We start from the raw sequence: 17,072 nt of genomic DNA, 5'->3' as shown, positions 1-17,072 counted from the left end.
CGGCAGGGTCAGCGCTCGCTGTAGGTGTCGAGTCGTGAGCAGGCGACGGAATGGATCGCGCCGAAGTTGTCGGTCACGAAGCGTTGGTCGGCAAGGGCTCGGACGGGTGGTCCGTCATTCGACGCGTCACCGAGGATCTCGGTGACGCCCGCACCCGCGAGGATCATGCCTGCGGTGGTGATCAGCAGAAGGGCCGAGCGCTTCATGTCCCTCTCCCTTGTTTGGGGATGAGTTGGGAGACCCGAACGTTCGCCGCTATCGGCGAACACGGTGGTGATCCGGTGCTCATTAAGGGTTGGCTGACTGTTTGCCAATGGAAGAAACGGTAATCGGTCACTTATGCCGAGGCAACCCGCAAGTGTGCTGCCGCATTCCGGTTGGACGGAGATGTGGCAGGTTACGGGCCGGGTTGGAGCCCGAAGTTCACTGCCGGGTTTCCCGCTGCATGGTCGCCGCGAGGTGATGGGTCAGCGGTTGCTCGACTGCGGCCATGCGCAGCGAGTACTCGAGGGTGTCGCCCGCGACGGCGATGGTGCGGCCCAGCGCGGTCACCGATTTCGCGGTGCTGCTGAGGCCGATCGAGGTGGAGTCGAGCTCCAGGCGCAGCTCGCCGTCCTCGGTCACCAGGCTGCCCTCGCAGATCTCGGTGATGCCGGTGGGATGGGCCAGGATGAGTTCGATGCGGTCGGGGCTGATCGCCCGCAGATATCCGGCCTCGCTGTGCATGGGCCGGCTGCCGTCGGCGGCGCGGGTGCGCTGCCGGTAGGTGAGGAAGGGGCGGCCGACGTGGCCGAAGTGCACTTCCTCCAGGTACTCGAACGGTTCGATGGTCGGGTATTCGCCGCGGCCGCGGCCGCGCCAGGTGCCCAGCAGCGGGGCCAGGTGGGCGATATCGGGGTGCGGCGCGACGGTGGTTTCGGGTTCGAGCACGGCGGACAGCTTAATCGGCCCGGCGCGTAGCCGCGGGAGGTAGCCGCGCCCGGGCGCCGACATTCCCGGATAGGGGTATTGATCTCAGCGGCGGCTGGCCCGGCGGTAGCCGTAGGCGGAGGGGATGGCGAACACGATGATCAGGCCGGCGGTCCAGGCGAGGGTCCGCGTCAGCGGGCCCGCCACGGGTCCGCCCTCGGCCAGCGCACGCATGGTGTCGACGGCGACCGACATGGGCTGATCGCGGACCACGGGCTGAATCCACCGGGGGTAGGCCGGGAGCGGCACGAATCCGGTGCTGAAGAACATGAGCAGTGACGACAGCAGTGCGACGGCCTCGACCAGGGTGGACTTGGCGGTGAACACGGCGATGGCGGTGACCATGGTGGCGAAGGCCAGCCCGAACAGCACCGGAATCCACAGGAAGGCGAAGGCCTGCAACGGTCCCTGCCGGAAGCGGAAGCCGAGCGCGGTGCCGAAGCAGATGATCACGACGGTTCCGGCGAAGATGCGGCAGCCCTCGGCGATGATGCGCGCGGCGAGCCCGGAGGCGCGGTGCACCGGCAGCACCCAGAAGCGGGACAGGATGCCCGCCTCCCGTTCCCGGCCGAGCATGACACCGCTGGCCACGGTTCCGGAGAGCGCGCCGACCAGGGTCACCATGGGGGTGGATCCGTAGAGTGCGCTGTGGCCGGAGAACTTCTGGATCTGTGAGCCCACCACGATGTCGAGCATGAGCAGCAGCAGGCACGGCACGATGAGGGTTTCGAGCAGCGTGATGGGGTCGCGGACCCAGCGCAGCAGCAGGCGCTGGGTCTGAATCCAGGTGTGCCGCAGCAGAGCTGGGGCCGAGCCTTCGCCGAAGACGATGGTGTCGGCGAGTTCGGGGTGGTCGAGGGTGGCCATATCACGACCTCTTCAGGTTCTGCCGGGCGATGAAGTAGCAGGCCAGCGCGGTGCTGCCGACGAGCCACAGCAGCGGCGGCATCATGAGGGACCAGGTCACCGGGTGGGCCTTGCCGAGGGTGTCGCCGCCGAACGCGCGCAGCCCCTCGGCGAATTGGGAGACCGGCTGGTTGCGGACGAAGAACTGGACCCAGTGCGGGAATTGGTGGGCGGGGGCGAGACCGGTGGAGAGCATGCCGAGGATGAGCGGCGGCAGCACCAGCATCTGGGTGGTGGCCTCGGGGCTGCGGGTGGCGGTGCCGATGGCATCCGCGCCGAGACAGAACGCGATGCCGATGGCCAGTCCGAGGGCCAGGAACCCCAGGGTGTGCACCGTGCCGCCGACGAAGCGGAACCCGATCACGTGGGTGCTGACCACGGCCGAGGCAAGCCCGATGAGCAGCCGGAACACATTGGAGGACATGCGCGCCGCGGCAGGGACGAGTGGATGCATGGGCATGGCGTCGAAGCGCCGGTCGAGGCCGGAGACCGCGTCGGTGGCGGCGCGGAAGGCGGCGGAGACCGCGGTGAAGGCGCACGCCTGCAGGATCACGATGGGCGCCATGAACTGTGCGTAGCTGCTGAATCCCAGTCCGGCGAAGGACATCACGCGGTTGAGCGGGATGTAGAAGCTGGCGGTGAAGGTGACGGGTGCCAGGATGGCGGTGATGATTTCGCCGGTTTTGACCGAGGGCACGATGAGCCGCACCGTGAGCACCCACCACTGGGCGAGGGTGGCGGGGGTGGCGCGGACGTTGGTGAGCCACCCGGCGGGTGCGGCCTCGACGGCGGTCATGCCCGGTTCCGATCCTCGGCGCTGAAGCGCCCGTCTGTTGTCCGGAACCGGACCGACGGCGAATCGTCTTCGGCCTCTTCGGATTTGGCGATGTGCCCGGTGAGCTGGAGGAAGACGTCGTCGAGGGAGGGGCGACGCAGCGCGATGTCGACGAGTTCCATTCCGGCCGTGTCGAGCCGGCGCAGCGCCTCGGCGAGGGTTTTGGCGCCCTCCGGCGCGGGGATGGCGATCCGGTCCGAATCCCCGGTCAGCGCTTCGCGATTGGCGGCGGGCAGCAGGTCGCCGAGGGCGCGGGCGATGGCGGGCAGATCCTCGATGCGCAGCGGCACGATCTCGCAGTAGCTGCCGCCGGTGCGGGCCTTGAGTTCGTCGGCGGTGCCGTCGGCGATGACCAGGCCGTGGTCGATGACGATGATGCGGTCGCAGAGCGCGTCGGCCTCTTCGAGGTACTGCGTGGTGAGCAGGGTGGTGATGCCGTGTTTGCGGAATCCGCCGACCAGGTCCCAGACGCCCTGCCGGCTGCGCGGATCCAGGCCGGTGGTGGGTTCGTCGAGGAAGACCACCTCGGGCCGCACCACGAGTCCGCAGGCGATGTCGATACGCCGTCGCATGCCGCCGGAGTAGGTGCCGACGCGGCGTCCGGCGGCCTGCACCAGGTCGAATTCCTCGACGAGTTCGTCGGCGCGGGCGCGGGCGGCGCGTTTGCGCAGGCCCATGAGGCGCCCGAACATGACGAGATTCTCGTACCCGGACAGGGCGTCGTCGAGGGCGGCGAACTGCCCGGTCAGCATGATGGATCGGCGGACCGCGGCGGCGTCGGTGACGACGTCGTGCCCGGCGACCAGGGCGCGCCCGCTGTCGGGAGCGATGAGGGTGGACAGGATGTTGACCGTGGTGGTCTTGCCCGCGCCATTGGGTCCGAGGATGCCGAGTACCTCGCCGGGCGCAGCCTTGAAGGTGATGCCGCGCAGCGCCCGGACCGCGCCGAAGGATTTCTCGACGTCTTCGACGACTACGCCGTCGACGCCGGTGTGCACGCTGCTCGGGGGTGCGACCGTCATGGTTTCCACGTCTGTTGTATCGGGTTTGCCACTGTCGGTGTTCACGGCGTCCCTCCCAGGTGTGCGTCGAGAATGCGTGCGATGGCCGCGAGCGCGTGCGGTGCGGTGAGTTCGTCGTGGCTGACGTCGATGTCGTGGTTGCTGATGGTCCCGGTGATCCAGGGTCGCCAGCCGGCGGGTCCGAAGATGTCGGAGGTGTGCACGGTGGCGCTGAAATACAGTGCGTCGCCGCGGAATACGGGCCGCTGGTAGCCGGTGCGGGTGGCGGCGGAGGCATTGTAGGAGGCGGCCATGCGTTCCAGGGTCTGCGCGTCGACCAGGCTGACGCCGCCCATGCGGTCGCGGATCATGGCCGCGGCCTGTTCGGCGCTGGTGTCGGCGGGAATGTCGGTGATCCCGAAGACCGAGCCGAAGGCCGCGACGAAGGAGCCGGCGGTGAGCTTGTCGATGCTGTCACCGTCGATATCGGTGCTGTCCGCGTCGAGCAGGGCCAGGGTGCCGACCTCGTCTCCGATTGCCGCTAGCTGGGCGGCGATTGCGTGGGCGATCAGGCCGCCGAAGGACCATCCGAGCAGATGATAGGGGCCGCGCGGTTGCAGTCGGCGAATTTCGGCCACGTAGCGCGCGGCGAAGTCGGCGATGCTGCGGGCGTGCGGTTCGCCGGACAGGTCGGGGGCCTGCAGGCCGTAGATGGGACGGCCGGGGTTCAACGTGTCGGCGAGGCCGAGGTAGGTCCAGGCGATGCCGGAGGACGGATGAATGCAGAACAGGGCGGGCTCGTCGCCGCCGGGCCGGATCGGCAGCACCACGTCCAGGCCGAGTCCCGGCGGCGAATCCGCCCGGATGGCAGCGAGTTCGGCCGCGGCCTGCTGGTCGCGCAGATACTGGCGTTCCGCCGCGGCGGCGAGTTCGGCGGCCGGTGAGGTGGCGAAATAGGCTGCGGCGGCGAGTGCGTCGGTCCACAGGTGGGCCAGCATGGTGATCTCGTGGCGGGGCAGCAGGGTTTCGGGGAAGGTGAAGCTGGCCTGCAGGCGGTCCCCGGCCACGACAGCATTGATCTCGATCTCGGCGGTGACGGGCACGTCGGCGTGCTCGGTGGCGTGCAGGTCGCCGAACTCGTCGGTGGGCAGCCAGCCGAGATCTTCGAGCCCGGCCGGAATGTCGGCGGTGGCGTAGCGGCCGAGGTAGTTGAAGCCGACGCGGCCGGGCACCCGGTCGGGCAGTTCGGCGGCGGTCTCGGGGTTGAGGTAGCGCAGCATGCCGTAGCCGATGCCCTTGTCCGGCACGGACATCAGCTGGTGTTTGACCGCCCGGATGGCCGTGCCCATGGCCGGCCCGCCGGCGAAGGCGTCGCGAATCGGGATGTCGGACAGGGCGAGTCGCACCGGGTAGACGGTGGTGAACCAGCCGATGGTGCGGGACAGATCGGCTCCCGGAACGATTTCCTGCTGTCGCCCGTGCCCTTCGAGCCGGATCAGCACCGCCGCACCAGGTTCCATCCGCCAGCGCATGACGGCCAGCGTGAGGGCGGCCAGCAGGGTGTCCTCGACGGTGCCGTCGAACAGTGCGGGCAGGGTGGTGAGCAGGGCGGTGGTGACGTCCGCGTCGACCTCGATCTCGACGGTGCGGACGGCCGGCACCCGGTCGACGGCGGGATCGAGCCCGCGCGGCCCGATCGGCGGGTCGGGGGTGGCGGCCACCTCGCGCCAGTAATCCAGTTCGGCCGTGCGGTTTTCGCGTTGCGCGGCTTCCTCGAGCGCGTGCGCCCAGCGGCGCAGGGTGGTGCCGGTCTCCGGCAGGATCGGTGGCATGTCCCCGCTGATCTGCGCCCAGGCGGCGATCAGGTCCGGAATGAGGATGCGCCAGGACACGCCGTCGATGACCAGGTGGTGGGCGACCAGGATGAGGCGGCCGCGGCGGTCGGCGGGGCTGCCCGGGGCCGGGTCCAGCCACACCAGCTGCAGGACGATCCCGGTGGCCGGGTCGAGGCGGCCGAGCGCGGAATCCAGTTCGGTGACGGCGTATTCGCGCAGGTCGACAGCGTCGGCGGTGTCGAATTCGATGCGATGCAGGAGCGCGTCGACATCGACCGCGCCGGGTTCGCGGATGCTCATCCGCCAGTCGCCGTCCGCGTAGGCGAGCTGGGCGCGCAGGGCGTCGTGGTGGTCGACGACGGCGGTCACGGTGGCGACGAGCTGGTCGCGCCCGATGCCCTGCGGCAGTTCCAGCACCGCGGTCTGCGCGAATCTGCGGTGGTCACCGCCGCGTTCGAGCATCCAGCGCACGATGGGGGTGAGCGGCAGCTCGCCTACTCCGCCGCCGGGCAGCTCCTCGAGGACGACGGTCTCGCCCGCGGCCGCCGCGAGCGCGGCCAGCGCCGCGACGGTGCGATGCTCGAAGATCTGCAATGGCGTGAGTTCGATGCCGCGCAGCCGGGCGCGGGAGACCAGCTGGATGGCGAGAATGCTGTCGCCGCCGAGGGCGAAGAACGAGTCGTGCACGCCGACCCGGTCGCGGCCGAGCAGTTCGGCGACGAGCTCGGTGAGCACGGTTTCCAGCTCGGTGCTCGGTGCCCGGTATTCGGTCGCGGCCTCGAACACCGGCGCCGGCAGCGCCTTGCGGTCGAGCTTGCCGACGGCATTGAGCGGGATGGCGTCGAGCACCACGAACGCGGTCGGCACCATGTAACCGGGCAGCCGGTCGGCGGCGTGGGCGCGCACGGCGGCCAGGTCGGCCTCGCGCCCCGGCTCCGGCAGCAGATACGCCGCGAGCGCGGTGGCGCCGCCGGGTCCGGGAACGCCCAGGGTGACGGCGAATTCGATGCCCTCGGCGGCGGACAGCGCGGCATCGATCTCGCCGAGTTCGATGCGCTGGCCGCGCACCTTGACCTGGAAGTCGGTGCGGCCCAGGTATTCCAGGCGCGGCTCGTCGAGGTAGCCGGTCCAGCGCACCAGATCGCCGGTGCGGTAGAGCCGTTCACCGGGCCGCCCGTACGGGTCGGCGACGAAGCGGGCCGCGGTGAGACCGGGTCGCGCGTGGTAGCCGCGCGCCAGGGCCGGTCCGGCCAGGTACAGCTCCCCGGCCACACCCATCGGCACCGGGCGCAGGCGGTCGTCGAGGACGAGGGTGCCCGCTCCCCGGATCGGAGTGCCGATGGTGACCGGCTGCCCGGCGGTCAGGGGTTCGGAAGCCGTTGCCCAGATGGTGAATTCGGTGGGCCCGTAGAGGTTGATCAGCGTGCGCCCGCTCGACCACCGCGCCACCAGGTCCGGGCCGATGGCCTCGCCCGCCACGGCCAGCACCCGCACGCTGGACACCGCCTCCGGATCGAGGGTCGCCAGTGCCGAGGGGGTGATCACCAGGTGTGTGACACCCTGCGCCGCAATGAGATCCGACAGCGCCTCGCCGCCGAACACGTCGGGCGGGGCGACCACGGCGGTGCCGCCGGACCCGAAGGCCATGAGCGCCTCGAAGGCCGAGGCGTCGAAACTCGGTGAGGCGACCTGGAGTACGCGGCAGTGCTCACCCAGGCTCAGCAGTTCCCGCTGGGCCCGCACGAGGTCGGCGATGCCGCGATGCGAGACGGAGACGCCCTTGGGTGTGCCGGTGGACCCGGAGGTGTAAATGAGCCATGCGGGCTGATCCGGGTACGTGGTCACGGCGCGGATCCGGCTCTGCCCCACTGCGATCCGCACGCTGGAGGCGGCGGGATCGTCGAGCACCAGCCAGCCGACGGTGTCGGGCAGCAGCGGCCGGTGGGCGCTGGTGGTGAGCCCGAGCACCGCACGCGAGTCGGCCAGCATGTGATCGATGCGGTCCAGGGGGTGACGCGGGTCGATGGGCAGGAAGGCCGCCCCGGCCTTGGCGCAGGCCCAGATCGCGGTGATCAGCTCGACGCCGCGCGAGAGGGCCAGCGCCACAATCGTTTCCGATCCGGCTCCGGCGGCCGAGAGCTGCATGGCCAGCCGCTGGGAGGCGGTGTCCAGCTCGCGATAGGACACCACGCGCCCGTCGGCGATGATGGCCGGGCACAGACGGTGGGCGGTGGCGGCGGCCCGGAAAACCTGGGCGAGTGTGGTGATCCGTTGGTGCCGCGGGCCGCGCAGCGGCACCAGCGCGGTCCGTTCGGCGGCGTCGAGCAGGTCGATATCCGACAGCCGGACCCCGGGGTCGGCGGTGACGGCGGTGAGGATCCGCTGCCACCGGGTGACCAGCCGCGCGGCGGTGGCCTCGTCGAACAGGTCGGTGGCGAAGGTGAGCGTGCCGTCGAGCCCGGCTGCCTCGGTGCCGGGCAGCGGGGTGCGCAGATCGAAGGTCAGGTCGAACTGCGAGGCGTCCCGCTCGATGGGCTCGACCGCCACCGTCAGCCCGGGGAATTCGACGGTCGGCGGCTGGAAGTTCTGCAGCGACAACGACACCTGGAACAGCGGATGCTGGGCCGTCGACCGGGGCGGGTCCAGGACCTGCACCAGCCGCTCGAAAGGCACCTCCGGGTGCGCGAAGGCGTCCAGATCGGTGGCCCGCACCTGCGCCAGGAACTCCCGGAACCCCGTGGCGGGATCCACGGGTGTGCGCAGGGCGAGCGTGTTCACGAACATGCCGACCAGGTCGTCGAGGGCCGCCTCGCCGCGCCCGGCCACGGCGGTCCCGATCAGAATGTCGGGCGTGCCGGACAGCCGCGACAGCAGCACCGCCAGCGTCGCATGCAGCACCATGAACAGGCTGGTGTCGGTCGCGGCCGCCAGTTCGGTGAGCGCAGCGTGCAATCCGGCGTCGAGCCGGAACTCCAGATCCGTGCTCCGCAGGCTCTGCACCGCCGGTCGCGGCCGGTCGGTCGGTAGCTCCAGCACGTCGGGCGTCGCCGCCAGCCGTTCCTTCCAGTACCGAATCTGCTGTGCGGCAAGCGATTCCGGATCGGCCTCGTCGCCCAGCAGTTCCCGCTGCCAGATCGCATAGTCGGCGTACTGCACCCGCAACGGCGGCCGCTCGGCGTCCGTGCCCCCACTGCGCGCGAGATACGCCGTCACCAGGTCGGTGGCCAGCGGTGCCATGGAGGCCCCGTCCGCGCTGATGTGGTGCACCACCAGCACCACCACGTGCACCTCGGCCGGGCCGATCAGCCGGAGCACGCGGACCCGCAGCGGGGCTTCGCGGGTGAGATCGAAACCTGCCCCGGTGCTTTCGGCAATGGCCGCGCGCAGGTCCGGGCCGTCGTCCGTCTCGGCGAAGCTGATCTGCGGCGCGGCCGCTTCGGCGCTGAGGACCACTTGGCGGGGGCCGTCGGCGTCGGCAGGGTAGATGGTGCGCAGCGATTCGTGCCGGGCGACCACGTCGGCGACCGCCGCGCGCAGGGCCGCCGTCTCCAGCTCGCCGGTCAGGCGCAGGGCCGCGGTGATGTTGTAGGCGGCGGAGCCCGGGTCCAGGCGGTTGAGGACCCACATTCGTTGTTGTGCCGGGGACAACGGGATTCGGTCCGGGCGGATGCGCGGGGCCAGTGCCGGCCGCCCGGGAGTCTCGGTGCCGGGGACGATACGGGACGACAGTTGCGCGACGGTGGGTGCGTCGAAGAGGTCGCGCAGTGCGATGGTCGCGCCGAGGGCGGCGTTCACCCGGGCCACCACGCGGGTGGCGGTGAGCGAGTTGCCGCCGAGGTCGAAGAAGGAGCGGTCGATGCTGACGCGCTCGGCGTCGAGGACGTCGGCGAAGACCTGGGCGACGGCCGTTTCGACGGCGGTGCGAGGGGCCAGGTAGCGCTGGTCGAGGGTCGCGAAATCCGGTGCGGGCAACGCATTCCGGTCGAGCTTGCCGACCGGGGTCAGCGGCACATCGTCGAGTGCGATCAGGTAGCTCGGCACCATGTAGCCCGGCAGCGCCGCGGCGACGCGGGTGCGCAGCAGTTCGGTGTCGAGGGTGTGCCCGGCCGCGGCGACCACGTAGGAGACCAGCACCGTCTGCCCGCCCGGTCCGGGGCAGCCCAGGGTGGCGGCGTAGTCGACCTGCTCGTCGGCGGTCAACACCGCGTCGATCTCGCCGAGTTCGATGCGCAGGCCGCGGATCTTGACCTGGAAGTCGCTGCGGCCCAGGTACTCCAGCTCCAGCTGCGCGCCGCCGGGCGTCTTGACCTCCGCCCAGCGCACCATGTCGCCGGTGCGGTACATGCGCGCGCCGGGCGCGGCATACGGGTTGGCGACGAAACGGGCGGAGGTGAGCCCGAATCGGTTGAAGTAGCCGCGGGCCAGCGCGGGACCGGCCAGATACAGCTCCCCGGTCACCCCGATGGGCACCGGCCGCAGCCAGCCGTCGAGCACCAGGGCGGCCGCGCCGCGAATGGGCGCGCCGATGGTGATGGGTTCGCCCGCCAGCAGCTCACCCGGCCCGGTGGCCCACACGCTGAATTCGGTGGGGCCGTACAGGTTCACCAGGCGCCGCCCGGCGGACCAGGCGGCCACCAGTTCGGATCCGGCCGCCTCACCGGCCACCGAGAGGCAGCCGAGTTCGTCGAGTCCCGCCGGATTCATAGTGGCCAGTACCGACGGCGTGATGACCGCGTGTGTCACCCCTTCGGTGCGCAGCAGTTCCTCGAGTGCGCTGCCGCCGTACACATCCGGTGGCGAGATGACCAGTCGCCCGCCCGCGCCGTGTGCCATGAGCAGTTCGTGCACCGAGGCGTCGAAGCTGGGGGAGGCCACCTGCAGTGTGCTGGAGGTCTCGTCCAGATCCAGCAGACTCTGTTGCGAGGCAACGAGATTGGCGAGCCCGCGATGGCTCAGCAGCACCGCCTTGGGCTTGCCGGTCGAGCCGGAGGTGTAGATCAGGTAGGCGGTCTGGGCCAGGTTGATGGGCCCGCCGCGTTCGGCGTCGGTGATGTGCGCGTCGGACACCGTCATGACCCGGCGGATGGTGTTGAGGTCGTCGAGCAGCAGCCAGTCGATGCTGCCGGGCAGGGTCTCGCCGACCGCGCACACCGTCACCCCGATGGGCGCGCGGGAGTCGGTCAGGATGTGCTCGATGCGCTCGACCGGGTAGCTGGGGTCCAGCGGCAGGAACGCCGCCCCGGTTTTGGCCAGCGCCCACACCGCCACCACGGATTCCACCGACCGGGTCAGGGCCAGCACCACGAAGCTCTCGCGGCCGACCCCGCGCCGCAACAGGACTCGCGCGAAGCGGTTGGACCAGGCGTCGAGGTCGCGGTAGGTCATGCTGAGGGTGCCGGAGCTGAGGGCGATGCCGTCCGGATTGACGCGCGCGCCCGCGGCCAGGATGTCGGGCAGGGTGCGCAGGGGGGTGGGCGTGCCGCCGCGGACGGGCAGCAGCTGGGTGCGTTCGATCGGATCGCAGTGCTGCAGTTGCGCGGTGCGGCGCTCGGGATGGTCGGCGATCTGGTCGAGCAGCAGTACGAACCGGTCGAGCAGCCGGCGCGCGGCGGCCTCGGGCAGTTCGTCGGCCATGAATTTGACAGTGATGGTGAGGCTTTCGCTGCCGTCGGCGGCGCGCTGCGGGATCACCATGAGGTTCAGCGGGTAGGGGGTGGCGTCGGTGCCGGACACGTCGAGGATCCGCATGCCCGCGATATCCAGTGCGCGCGAGAGGGTTTCGCGGTCGATGGGATAGGACTCGAAGACGGTGAGGGTGTCGAACAGCTCGGGCAGCCCGACCGCCCGGTGGATGGCGGCCAGCCCGACGTGCTGGTGGTCCAGCAGCCGCGCCTGCTCGGCCTGCACCCGGGCCAGCAGATCGCCCACGCGCTCACCGGGATCCAGCCGCACCCGCACCGGCAGGGTGTTGATGAACAGCCCCACCATCTCCTCGACCCCGGCCAGCTGCGGCGGCCGCCCGGAGACGGTGCCGCCGAACACCACATCGGTGCGGCCGGTGAGCATGGTCAGCAGCAGCGCCCACGCGGCCTGCACGGCGGTGTTCACCGTGGCCCCGGCGGTGCGCACGGTGTCGGTGAGCCGTTCCAGTCGCGCCGCGGTGAATTCGGCCGAGACCATGCCGGATTCGGTCGAGGTGATGCCCGCGAGGGTGGGCACCGCGCGGGTCGGTGCGTCGACCCCGGCCAGCGCCTCGGTCCAGGCCGACAGGGACGCGGCGTCGTCCTGCTGATCGAGCCAGGCCAGGAATTCGCGATACGAGTGCGCCGGAGCCTGCGCGATCTCGTGCCCGGTGACCGCGGCCAGGTATCCGGCCAGCAGCTCGCGCACCACCAGCGGCGTGGACCAGCCGTCCAGGGCCAGATGGTGATTGGTCATGAGCAGCGTGTACGCCTCGGGTTCGGTGCGTATCAGGCTGAAGCGCAGCAGCGGCGGCCGGGCGAGGTCGAAGCGGGTGCCCGCGTCCACGGCGATCAGCCGGTCCAGTTCCCGCTGCCGTTCGGCCGGCTCCTCGATGGTGGTGAGATCGAGGTCCTGCCAGGGGATCTCGGCCTCGCCGAGCACCAGCTGCCGGGGGCCGTCGGCAGTCTCGGCATAGGCCACCCGCAGCACCTCGTGCCGGGCTGTCAGCGCCGCCGCGGCCGTGCGCAGCCGTCCGGCATCGACCCGGCCGGCCAGCGACAGCCGGGTCTGGACGGTGTACCCGTCGGCGGTGTCGGTGTCGTAGCGGGCGTGGAAGAGCAGGCCGTACTGCAGCGGCGACAGCGGCCAGACCTCGGTGAGGTCCGGGTAGTCCCGCTCCCAGGCGTCGATCTGCGCCTGATCGACCGTGACCAGCGGGAAGTCCGAGGGCGTGTGCCCGCCGGCTCCGGCGTTTCGGGCATGGGCCACCAGCGCGGTGACCGCCCGCCCCCACAGCCGCGCGAACTCCCGCACCTGCTCAGGCGTGAGCAGCCGCGACGCGTAGGCCCAGGTCACCTCGAGGCCGGCGGCGGTATGGAAGGCATTGATGTCGACGACCGCCGCCAGCGGTGCGCGATCGTCCTGGGTGGCGGCGAATCTGACCGGCACCCACGGGGTTTCCGCGCCGCCCGGATGCTCCACCCCCGCGCCCGTCCGGCCGAGATAGTTGAAACTGATCTGCGGCGTGGGCGAATCGTCGAGTCGGTTGGGTCCCGTTCCGAGGTAGCGCAGCATGCCGAAGCCCACGCCCTTGTCGGGAATCGCCCGCAGCTGCTCCTTCACCGCCTTCAGTGCCGCGCCCGCCGCGGGCCCGCCCCGGAAGGCGTCGTCGAGGTCGAGGTCGCCGAGGTCGAGCGCCACCGGGAACACACTGGTGAACCAGCCGATGGTGCGCGAGATGTCCGCACCGGGCAGCACCGATTCCTCGCGCCCGTGGCCCTCCACGGTGAGCAGCGTCCGGTGGGTGCGCCGCCAGCGGCTCGCCGCCAGCGCCAGCGCGGTGAGCAGGGCGTCGTCGAATCCGCAGTGGAAGCGCGCCGGAATGAGTTCCTGTGCGGCCGTGGCGGTATCGCTGTCGATGACGGTCCGCAGCTGGCCCATGGTGGCCACGGTGTCGAGCTCCGGATCCAGGGCCCGGGTGCCCAGCCGCGGGTCCGGCGTGGTGAGGATCCGCCGCCACAGCGGGATCTCGGCCGCGCGCGCCGGGGTCTGCTCGACCTGCCCGTGCGCCCAGCGCCGGAACGAGGTCCCCACCGGCGCGAGCGGTCCGCCCGCCCAGGCGGTGGCCAGATCCGGCAGCAGGATGCGCCAGGACACGCCGTCGGTGACCAGGTGGTGCAGCACCACCCACAGCAGTGGCTGGGTGTCCGCGCGGTCGATGAGCACGAAGCGGGCCACGATCCCGGCGGCGGGATCCAGCAGGTCGGCCGCGCGTTGCAGTTCGTCCTCGCCGTCGGAATCGGGTGCGGCGGTCACGGTTTCGATGAGGGCCCCGGCCTCGATCGTGCCGGGCGCGCCGACCCGCCACTCCCACGGGCCGCTGCCGTTCGCGGGCCGGTGGGTGAGGGTGCTGCGCAGCAGGTCGTGCCGGTCGAGCAGGGCCTGCACCGCCATCGTGAGCCGCGATCGGTCGGCCTCGCCGGAGGCGACAGTGTCTTCAGCGCCGGAGGCGACAGTGTCCTCAGCGCCGGAGGCGGAAATGTCCTCGGCGCGCGGAAGCGGAATCAGCACGGCCTGAGCGAATCTGGGCCAGGTCTCGCCCTGCTCGAGCATGGCGTGCACGATCGGGGTGAGCGGCACCGGGCCCACCGCGCCGCCGGGCAGCTCCTGGACCAAGGGGGCGGTCACCTCGGTGGCGACGACGGCCAGCGCAGCGACGGTCTTGTGCTCGAACACATCCCGGGCCCGCAGCCCGAGTCCGGCCGCCTTGGCGCGCGCCACCAGCTGGATGGCCACGATGCTGTCGCCGCCGAGGGCGAAGAAATTGTCGTCCGCCGCTACCGATTCCACCCCGAGCACCGCCGCGAAGACCTCCGCGAGCGCACGTTCCCGCTCGGTGGCGGGCGCGCGACCGGCGCGGGGGCCGGATCCGAAATCGGGTCTGGGCAGGGCGCGGCGATCCACCTTGCCCGCCGGGGTGAGCGGCAGCGAGTGCAGCACCATCACGACCGACGGCACCATGTGCGCCGGAAGAGACTGGGCCACTGTGGCTTTCACCTCCTCCGGCGCGACCACCGAATCGGCCGCCAGCACGTAGGACACCAGCGCGGTCGCACCGCCGGGCGTGGTCGCGCCCACCGTGACCGCCATCTCCACCCCCGGATACCGCGCGACCGCGGCGTCCACCTCGCCGAGTTCGATACGGAAGCCGCGCACCTTCACCTGGGTGTCGCCGCGGCCCAGGTACTCCAGTTCCCAGCGGCCGCCGCGCCGGCGCCACCGCACCAGGTCGCCGGTGCGGTACATGCGCGCGCCCGAGGCGAACGGGCTGGCCACGAAACGCTCGGCGCTCAGGCCGATGCGCTGGTGGTAGCCGCGCGCCAGACCCGGCCCGCACAAATACAGTTCACCCGTCACGCCCGGCGGCACCGGACGCAGCCACGGATCGAGGACGACCGCCCCCATGCCCCGCGAGGGCGCGCCGATCGTAATGGGATCGCCGGGGGCGAGCGGGGCGCTCAGGGTGGCGGTGACGGTGGCCTCGGTGGGGCCGTAGCCATTGATGACACACCGCCCGGCCCAGCGGACCGGCAGCTCGGGCGGGCAGGAGTCGCCGCCCACCACCACGGTGCGCAGCCGCGGCAGCGTGTCCGGTTCCAGCGAACCCGCCACGGCCGGTGTCACATTCAGGTGGGTGACCTCCAGGTGCCGCAGCACCCGCGCCAGCTCTTCGCCCGCGTAGGCGGCCGGCGGCACCACCGCCACCGTCGCGCCGACCGCGAGGGCGACCAGCAGCTCCTCCACCGAGATGTCGAAACTCGGCGAGACCGCGTGCGCCACCACGGCATCCGATCCGACGCCGAACGCGGCTCCGGAACCGGTGACCAGATTCGTCAGGCCGCGATGGGTGACCGCGACGCCCTTGGGCAGCCCGGTCGAGCCGGAGGTGTAGATGAGGTACGCGACCTGGTCCAGGTGCAGGGGCGCACGCCGGTCGGCGTCGGTGATCGGACCGGAATCGCTTGCGGCGATGAGCTTCTCGGTGGCCGGGTCGTCCAGCACCAGCCACTCGACCCGATCCGGCAGGGCCGCCCGGGAACCCGCCACCGTCACGCCCGCGACCACGCCGCTGTCGGTGAGCATGTGCTCGATACGATCGACCGGATAGCCGGGGTCGACGGGCACGAACGCCGCGCCGGTCTGGGCGACCGCGCACATGGCCAGCACCGACTCCGCGGAACGCGGGATCGAGATCGCCACCGTGCGTTCCGGTCCGGCCCCCGCCGCGATCAGCACCCGGGCCAGTCGATCGGTGTACTCGGTGAGCTCACGGTAGGTGAACGCGGTCCCGTCCACCCGCAGGGCGATGGCCGACGGGTCTCGGCCCGCCCCCGCCGCGAGGATCTCGGGCAGCGTGCGCGGACCGGTGCCGTCGCGGCCCTGTGCGGGGGCCAGTTCGGCGCGTTCGGTTTCGGAGAGCGCGGTCACCGCCGCCAGCGGTTGTTCGGCGCCACCGGCCAGGAAGCGGTGCAGGAACTCCAGGAAGCGCGCGTGCAGCACCGCGAGTTCGGGCTCGTCGTAACGGTTCGGATTGGCCTGGAAGTCGATGTGCGTGCGTTCCGCGCCGCCGCCCGGATAGACGTTCACGAACAGGTCGTCGATGAGGCCCGAGGTCAGCACGTACAGCTGCCCGGTGACCCCGCCCAGGCGGATGCGGGTGTCGGCGAGCATGAGATTGACCGTCGGGCCGAAGCCCGCCACCTCGTCCATGGCCCAGCCGAGGTCGCGGATGATGTCCTCCTGCCGGTACCGCTGGCGGCGCAGCGCGGCGGTGAGCTCACCCTGGGTGGCGCGGACGAGATCGCCGACCGTGGCGGTGGGGGAGGGACGCAGCCGCAGCGGCACCACATTGGCGACCATGCCGCCGGAGCGGCGCAGGACCGCGGTGGTGCGGCCGGACACCGGCAGGCTCAGCACGATCTCGCCCGCCCCGGTCATGGCGCCGACATAGGCGGCGAAGGCGGCCACCACGACCGGCGCCGGACTGGTGGACAGGGCGGTGGTGAGCGAATCCAGCAGGGCCGCAGTGGATTCCGGCAGTGTACCGCTGAGCAGGCGGGGGTGGGCGTCGACCGCGCCGGTGCGCTTGCCCAGCTGCGCCGGTTCGGGCAGGCCCGCCAGATGCGCGCGCCAGTACTCCCGGTCGGCCTGGAGCTTGTCCGAATCCCGGTATGCCGCATCGGCTTCCACGATGCGCTGCAACGGCTCGGCCCGGCCGGGCGGGATCTCGTGCCCGGCGGCGGCCTCGTTGTAGATCTCGGAGGTGCGCTGCAGCATGGTGAGCGCGCCGACGCCGTCGATCAGGATGTGGTGGAACCGCGAGTACCAGTACCAGTGGTCCGGGCCCAGGCGCAGCATGGCGATCAGGCACAGCCGGTCGCGGGTCAGGTCCAGGGGCGCGGTGTACTCGGCGTGCATCCACGCCCGTGCGGCGGCCGCCGGATCGGGCGCGCCGCTCAGGTCGACGGTGTCGATCGTGTCGTCGAGCGTGGTGTCCACGAGCTGCCAGGGCAGCTCGTCGATTTCTGTCAGGCGCAGGTATCCGGTGCCGAACTCGCGCCCGGCGCGGCGGATCGCGTCGGCGAGCAATTGCACGTCGACGGGGCCGGTGAGCTCCACGTACTGGGCGATCGAGACGGGCGTGTCACCCGCCAGCTGCTGGGCGAACCAGATGCCGCGCTGGGCCGCCGAGAGAGCGAAGGCCGCGGATGAATCAGGGGTGGATGTGGACAGGGTGCTGAAAACCATTCTGAAACATCCTGCGGGCGATAATGATTCGGTACG

At 71.2% G+C, this 17,072-nt stretch carries 6 protein-coding genes; all 6 read right to left on the bottom strand.

Annotation, left to right across the window (positions count from 1 at the left end):
- Positions 1-8 precede the first annotated feature (8 nt).
- On the bottom strand, positions 9-206 hold the full coding sequence (locus tag ACFXKA_RS15430) for a hypothetical protein (protein ID WP_354837619.1): 198 nt from the start codon (positions 204-206) through the stop codon (positions 9-11).
- A gap of 217 nt (positions 207-423) precedes the next feature.
- On the bottom strand, positions 424-939 hold the full coding sequence (locus ACFXKA_RS15425; protein ID WP_379427812.1) for a peroxynitrite isomerase: 516 nt from the start codon (positions 937-939) through the stop codon (positions 424-426).
- Positions 940-1,014: 75 nt separating this feature from the next.
- Positions 1,015-1,836, bottom strand: a complete 822-nt coding sequence (locus ACFXKA_RS15420; protein WP_379427694.1) for an ABC transporter permease — start codon at positions 1,834-1,836, stop codon at positions 1,015-1,017.
- A gap of 1 nt (position 1,837) precedes the next feature.
- Complete coding sequence (locus ACFXKA_RS15415) at positions 1,838-2,671, bottom strand: antibiotic transporter (RefSeq protein ID WP_379427693.1); 834 nt, start codon at positions 2,669-2,671, stop codon at positions 1,838-1,840.
- Complete coding sequence (locus ACFXKA_RS15410) at positions 2,668-3,732, bottom strand: ATP-binding cassette domain-containing protein (RefSeq protein WP_379427811.1); 1,065 nt, start codon at positions 3,730-3,732, stop codon at positions 2,668-2,670. The genes ACFXKA_RS15415 and ACFXKA_RS15410 overlap by 4 nt, the downstream gene beginning before the upstream one ends.
- A gap of 41 nt (positions 3,733-3,773) precedes the next feature.
- Positions 3,774-17,036 carry an amino acid adenylation domain-containing protein gene (locus tag ACFXKA_RS15405; RefSeq protein ID WP_379427692.1) on the bottom strand — a complete coding sequence of 4,421 codons (13,263 nt, stop codon included), beginning with the start codon at positions 17,034-17,036 and terminating at the stop codon, positions 3,774-3,776.
- Positions 17,037-17,072 lie beyond the last annotated feature (36 nt).

The organism is Nocardia sp. NPDC059228, assembly GCF_042754245.1.
GTDB lineage: Bacteria > Actinomycetota > Actinomycetes > Mycobacteriales > Mycobacteriaceae > Nocardia.
The sequence above is the reverse complement of the archived record's forward strand: the minus strand, read 5'-3'. Positions and strand labels throughout refer to the sequence as shown.

Coding starts and splice junctions, on each gene's coding strand:
- ACFXKA_RS15420 (WP_379427694.1), bottom strand. CDS start 1,836: ATGGCCACCCTCGACCACCCCGAACTCGCCGACACCATCGTCTTCGGC.
- ACFXKA_RS15415 (WP_379427693.1), bottom strand. CDS start 2,671: ATGACCGCCGTCGAGGCCGCACCCGCCGGGTGGCTCACCAACGTCCGC.
- ACFXKA_RS15405 (WP_379427692.1), bottom strand. CDS start 17,036: ATGGTTTTCAGCACCCTGTCCACATCCACCCCTGATTCATCCGCGGCC.
- ACFXKA_RS15410 (WP_379427811.1), bottom strand. CDS start 3,732: ATGACGGTCGCACCCCCGAGCAGCGTGCACACCGGCGTCGACGGCGTA.
- ACFXKA_RS15430 (WP_354837619.1), bottom strand. CDS start 206: ATGAAGCGCTCGGCCCTTCTGCTGATCACCACCGCAGGCATGATCCTC.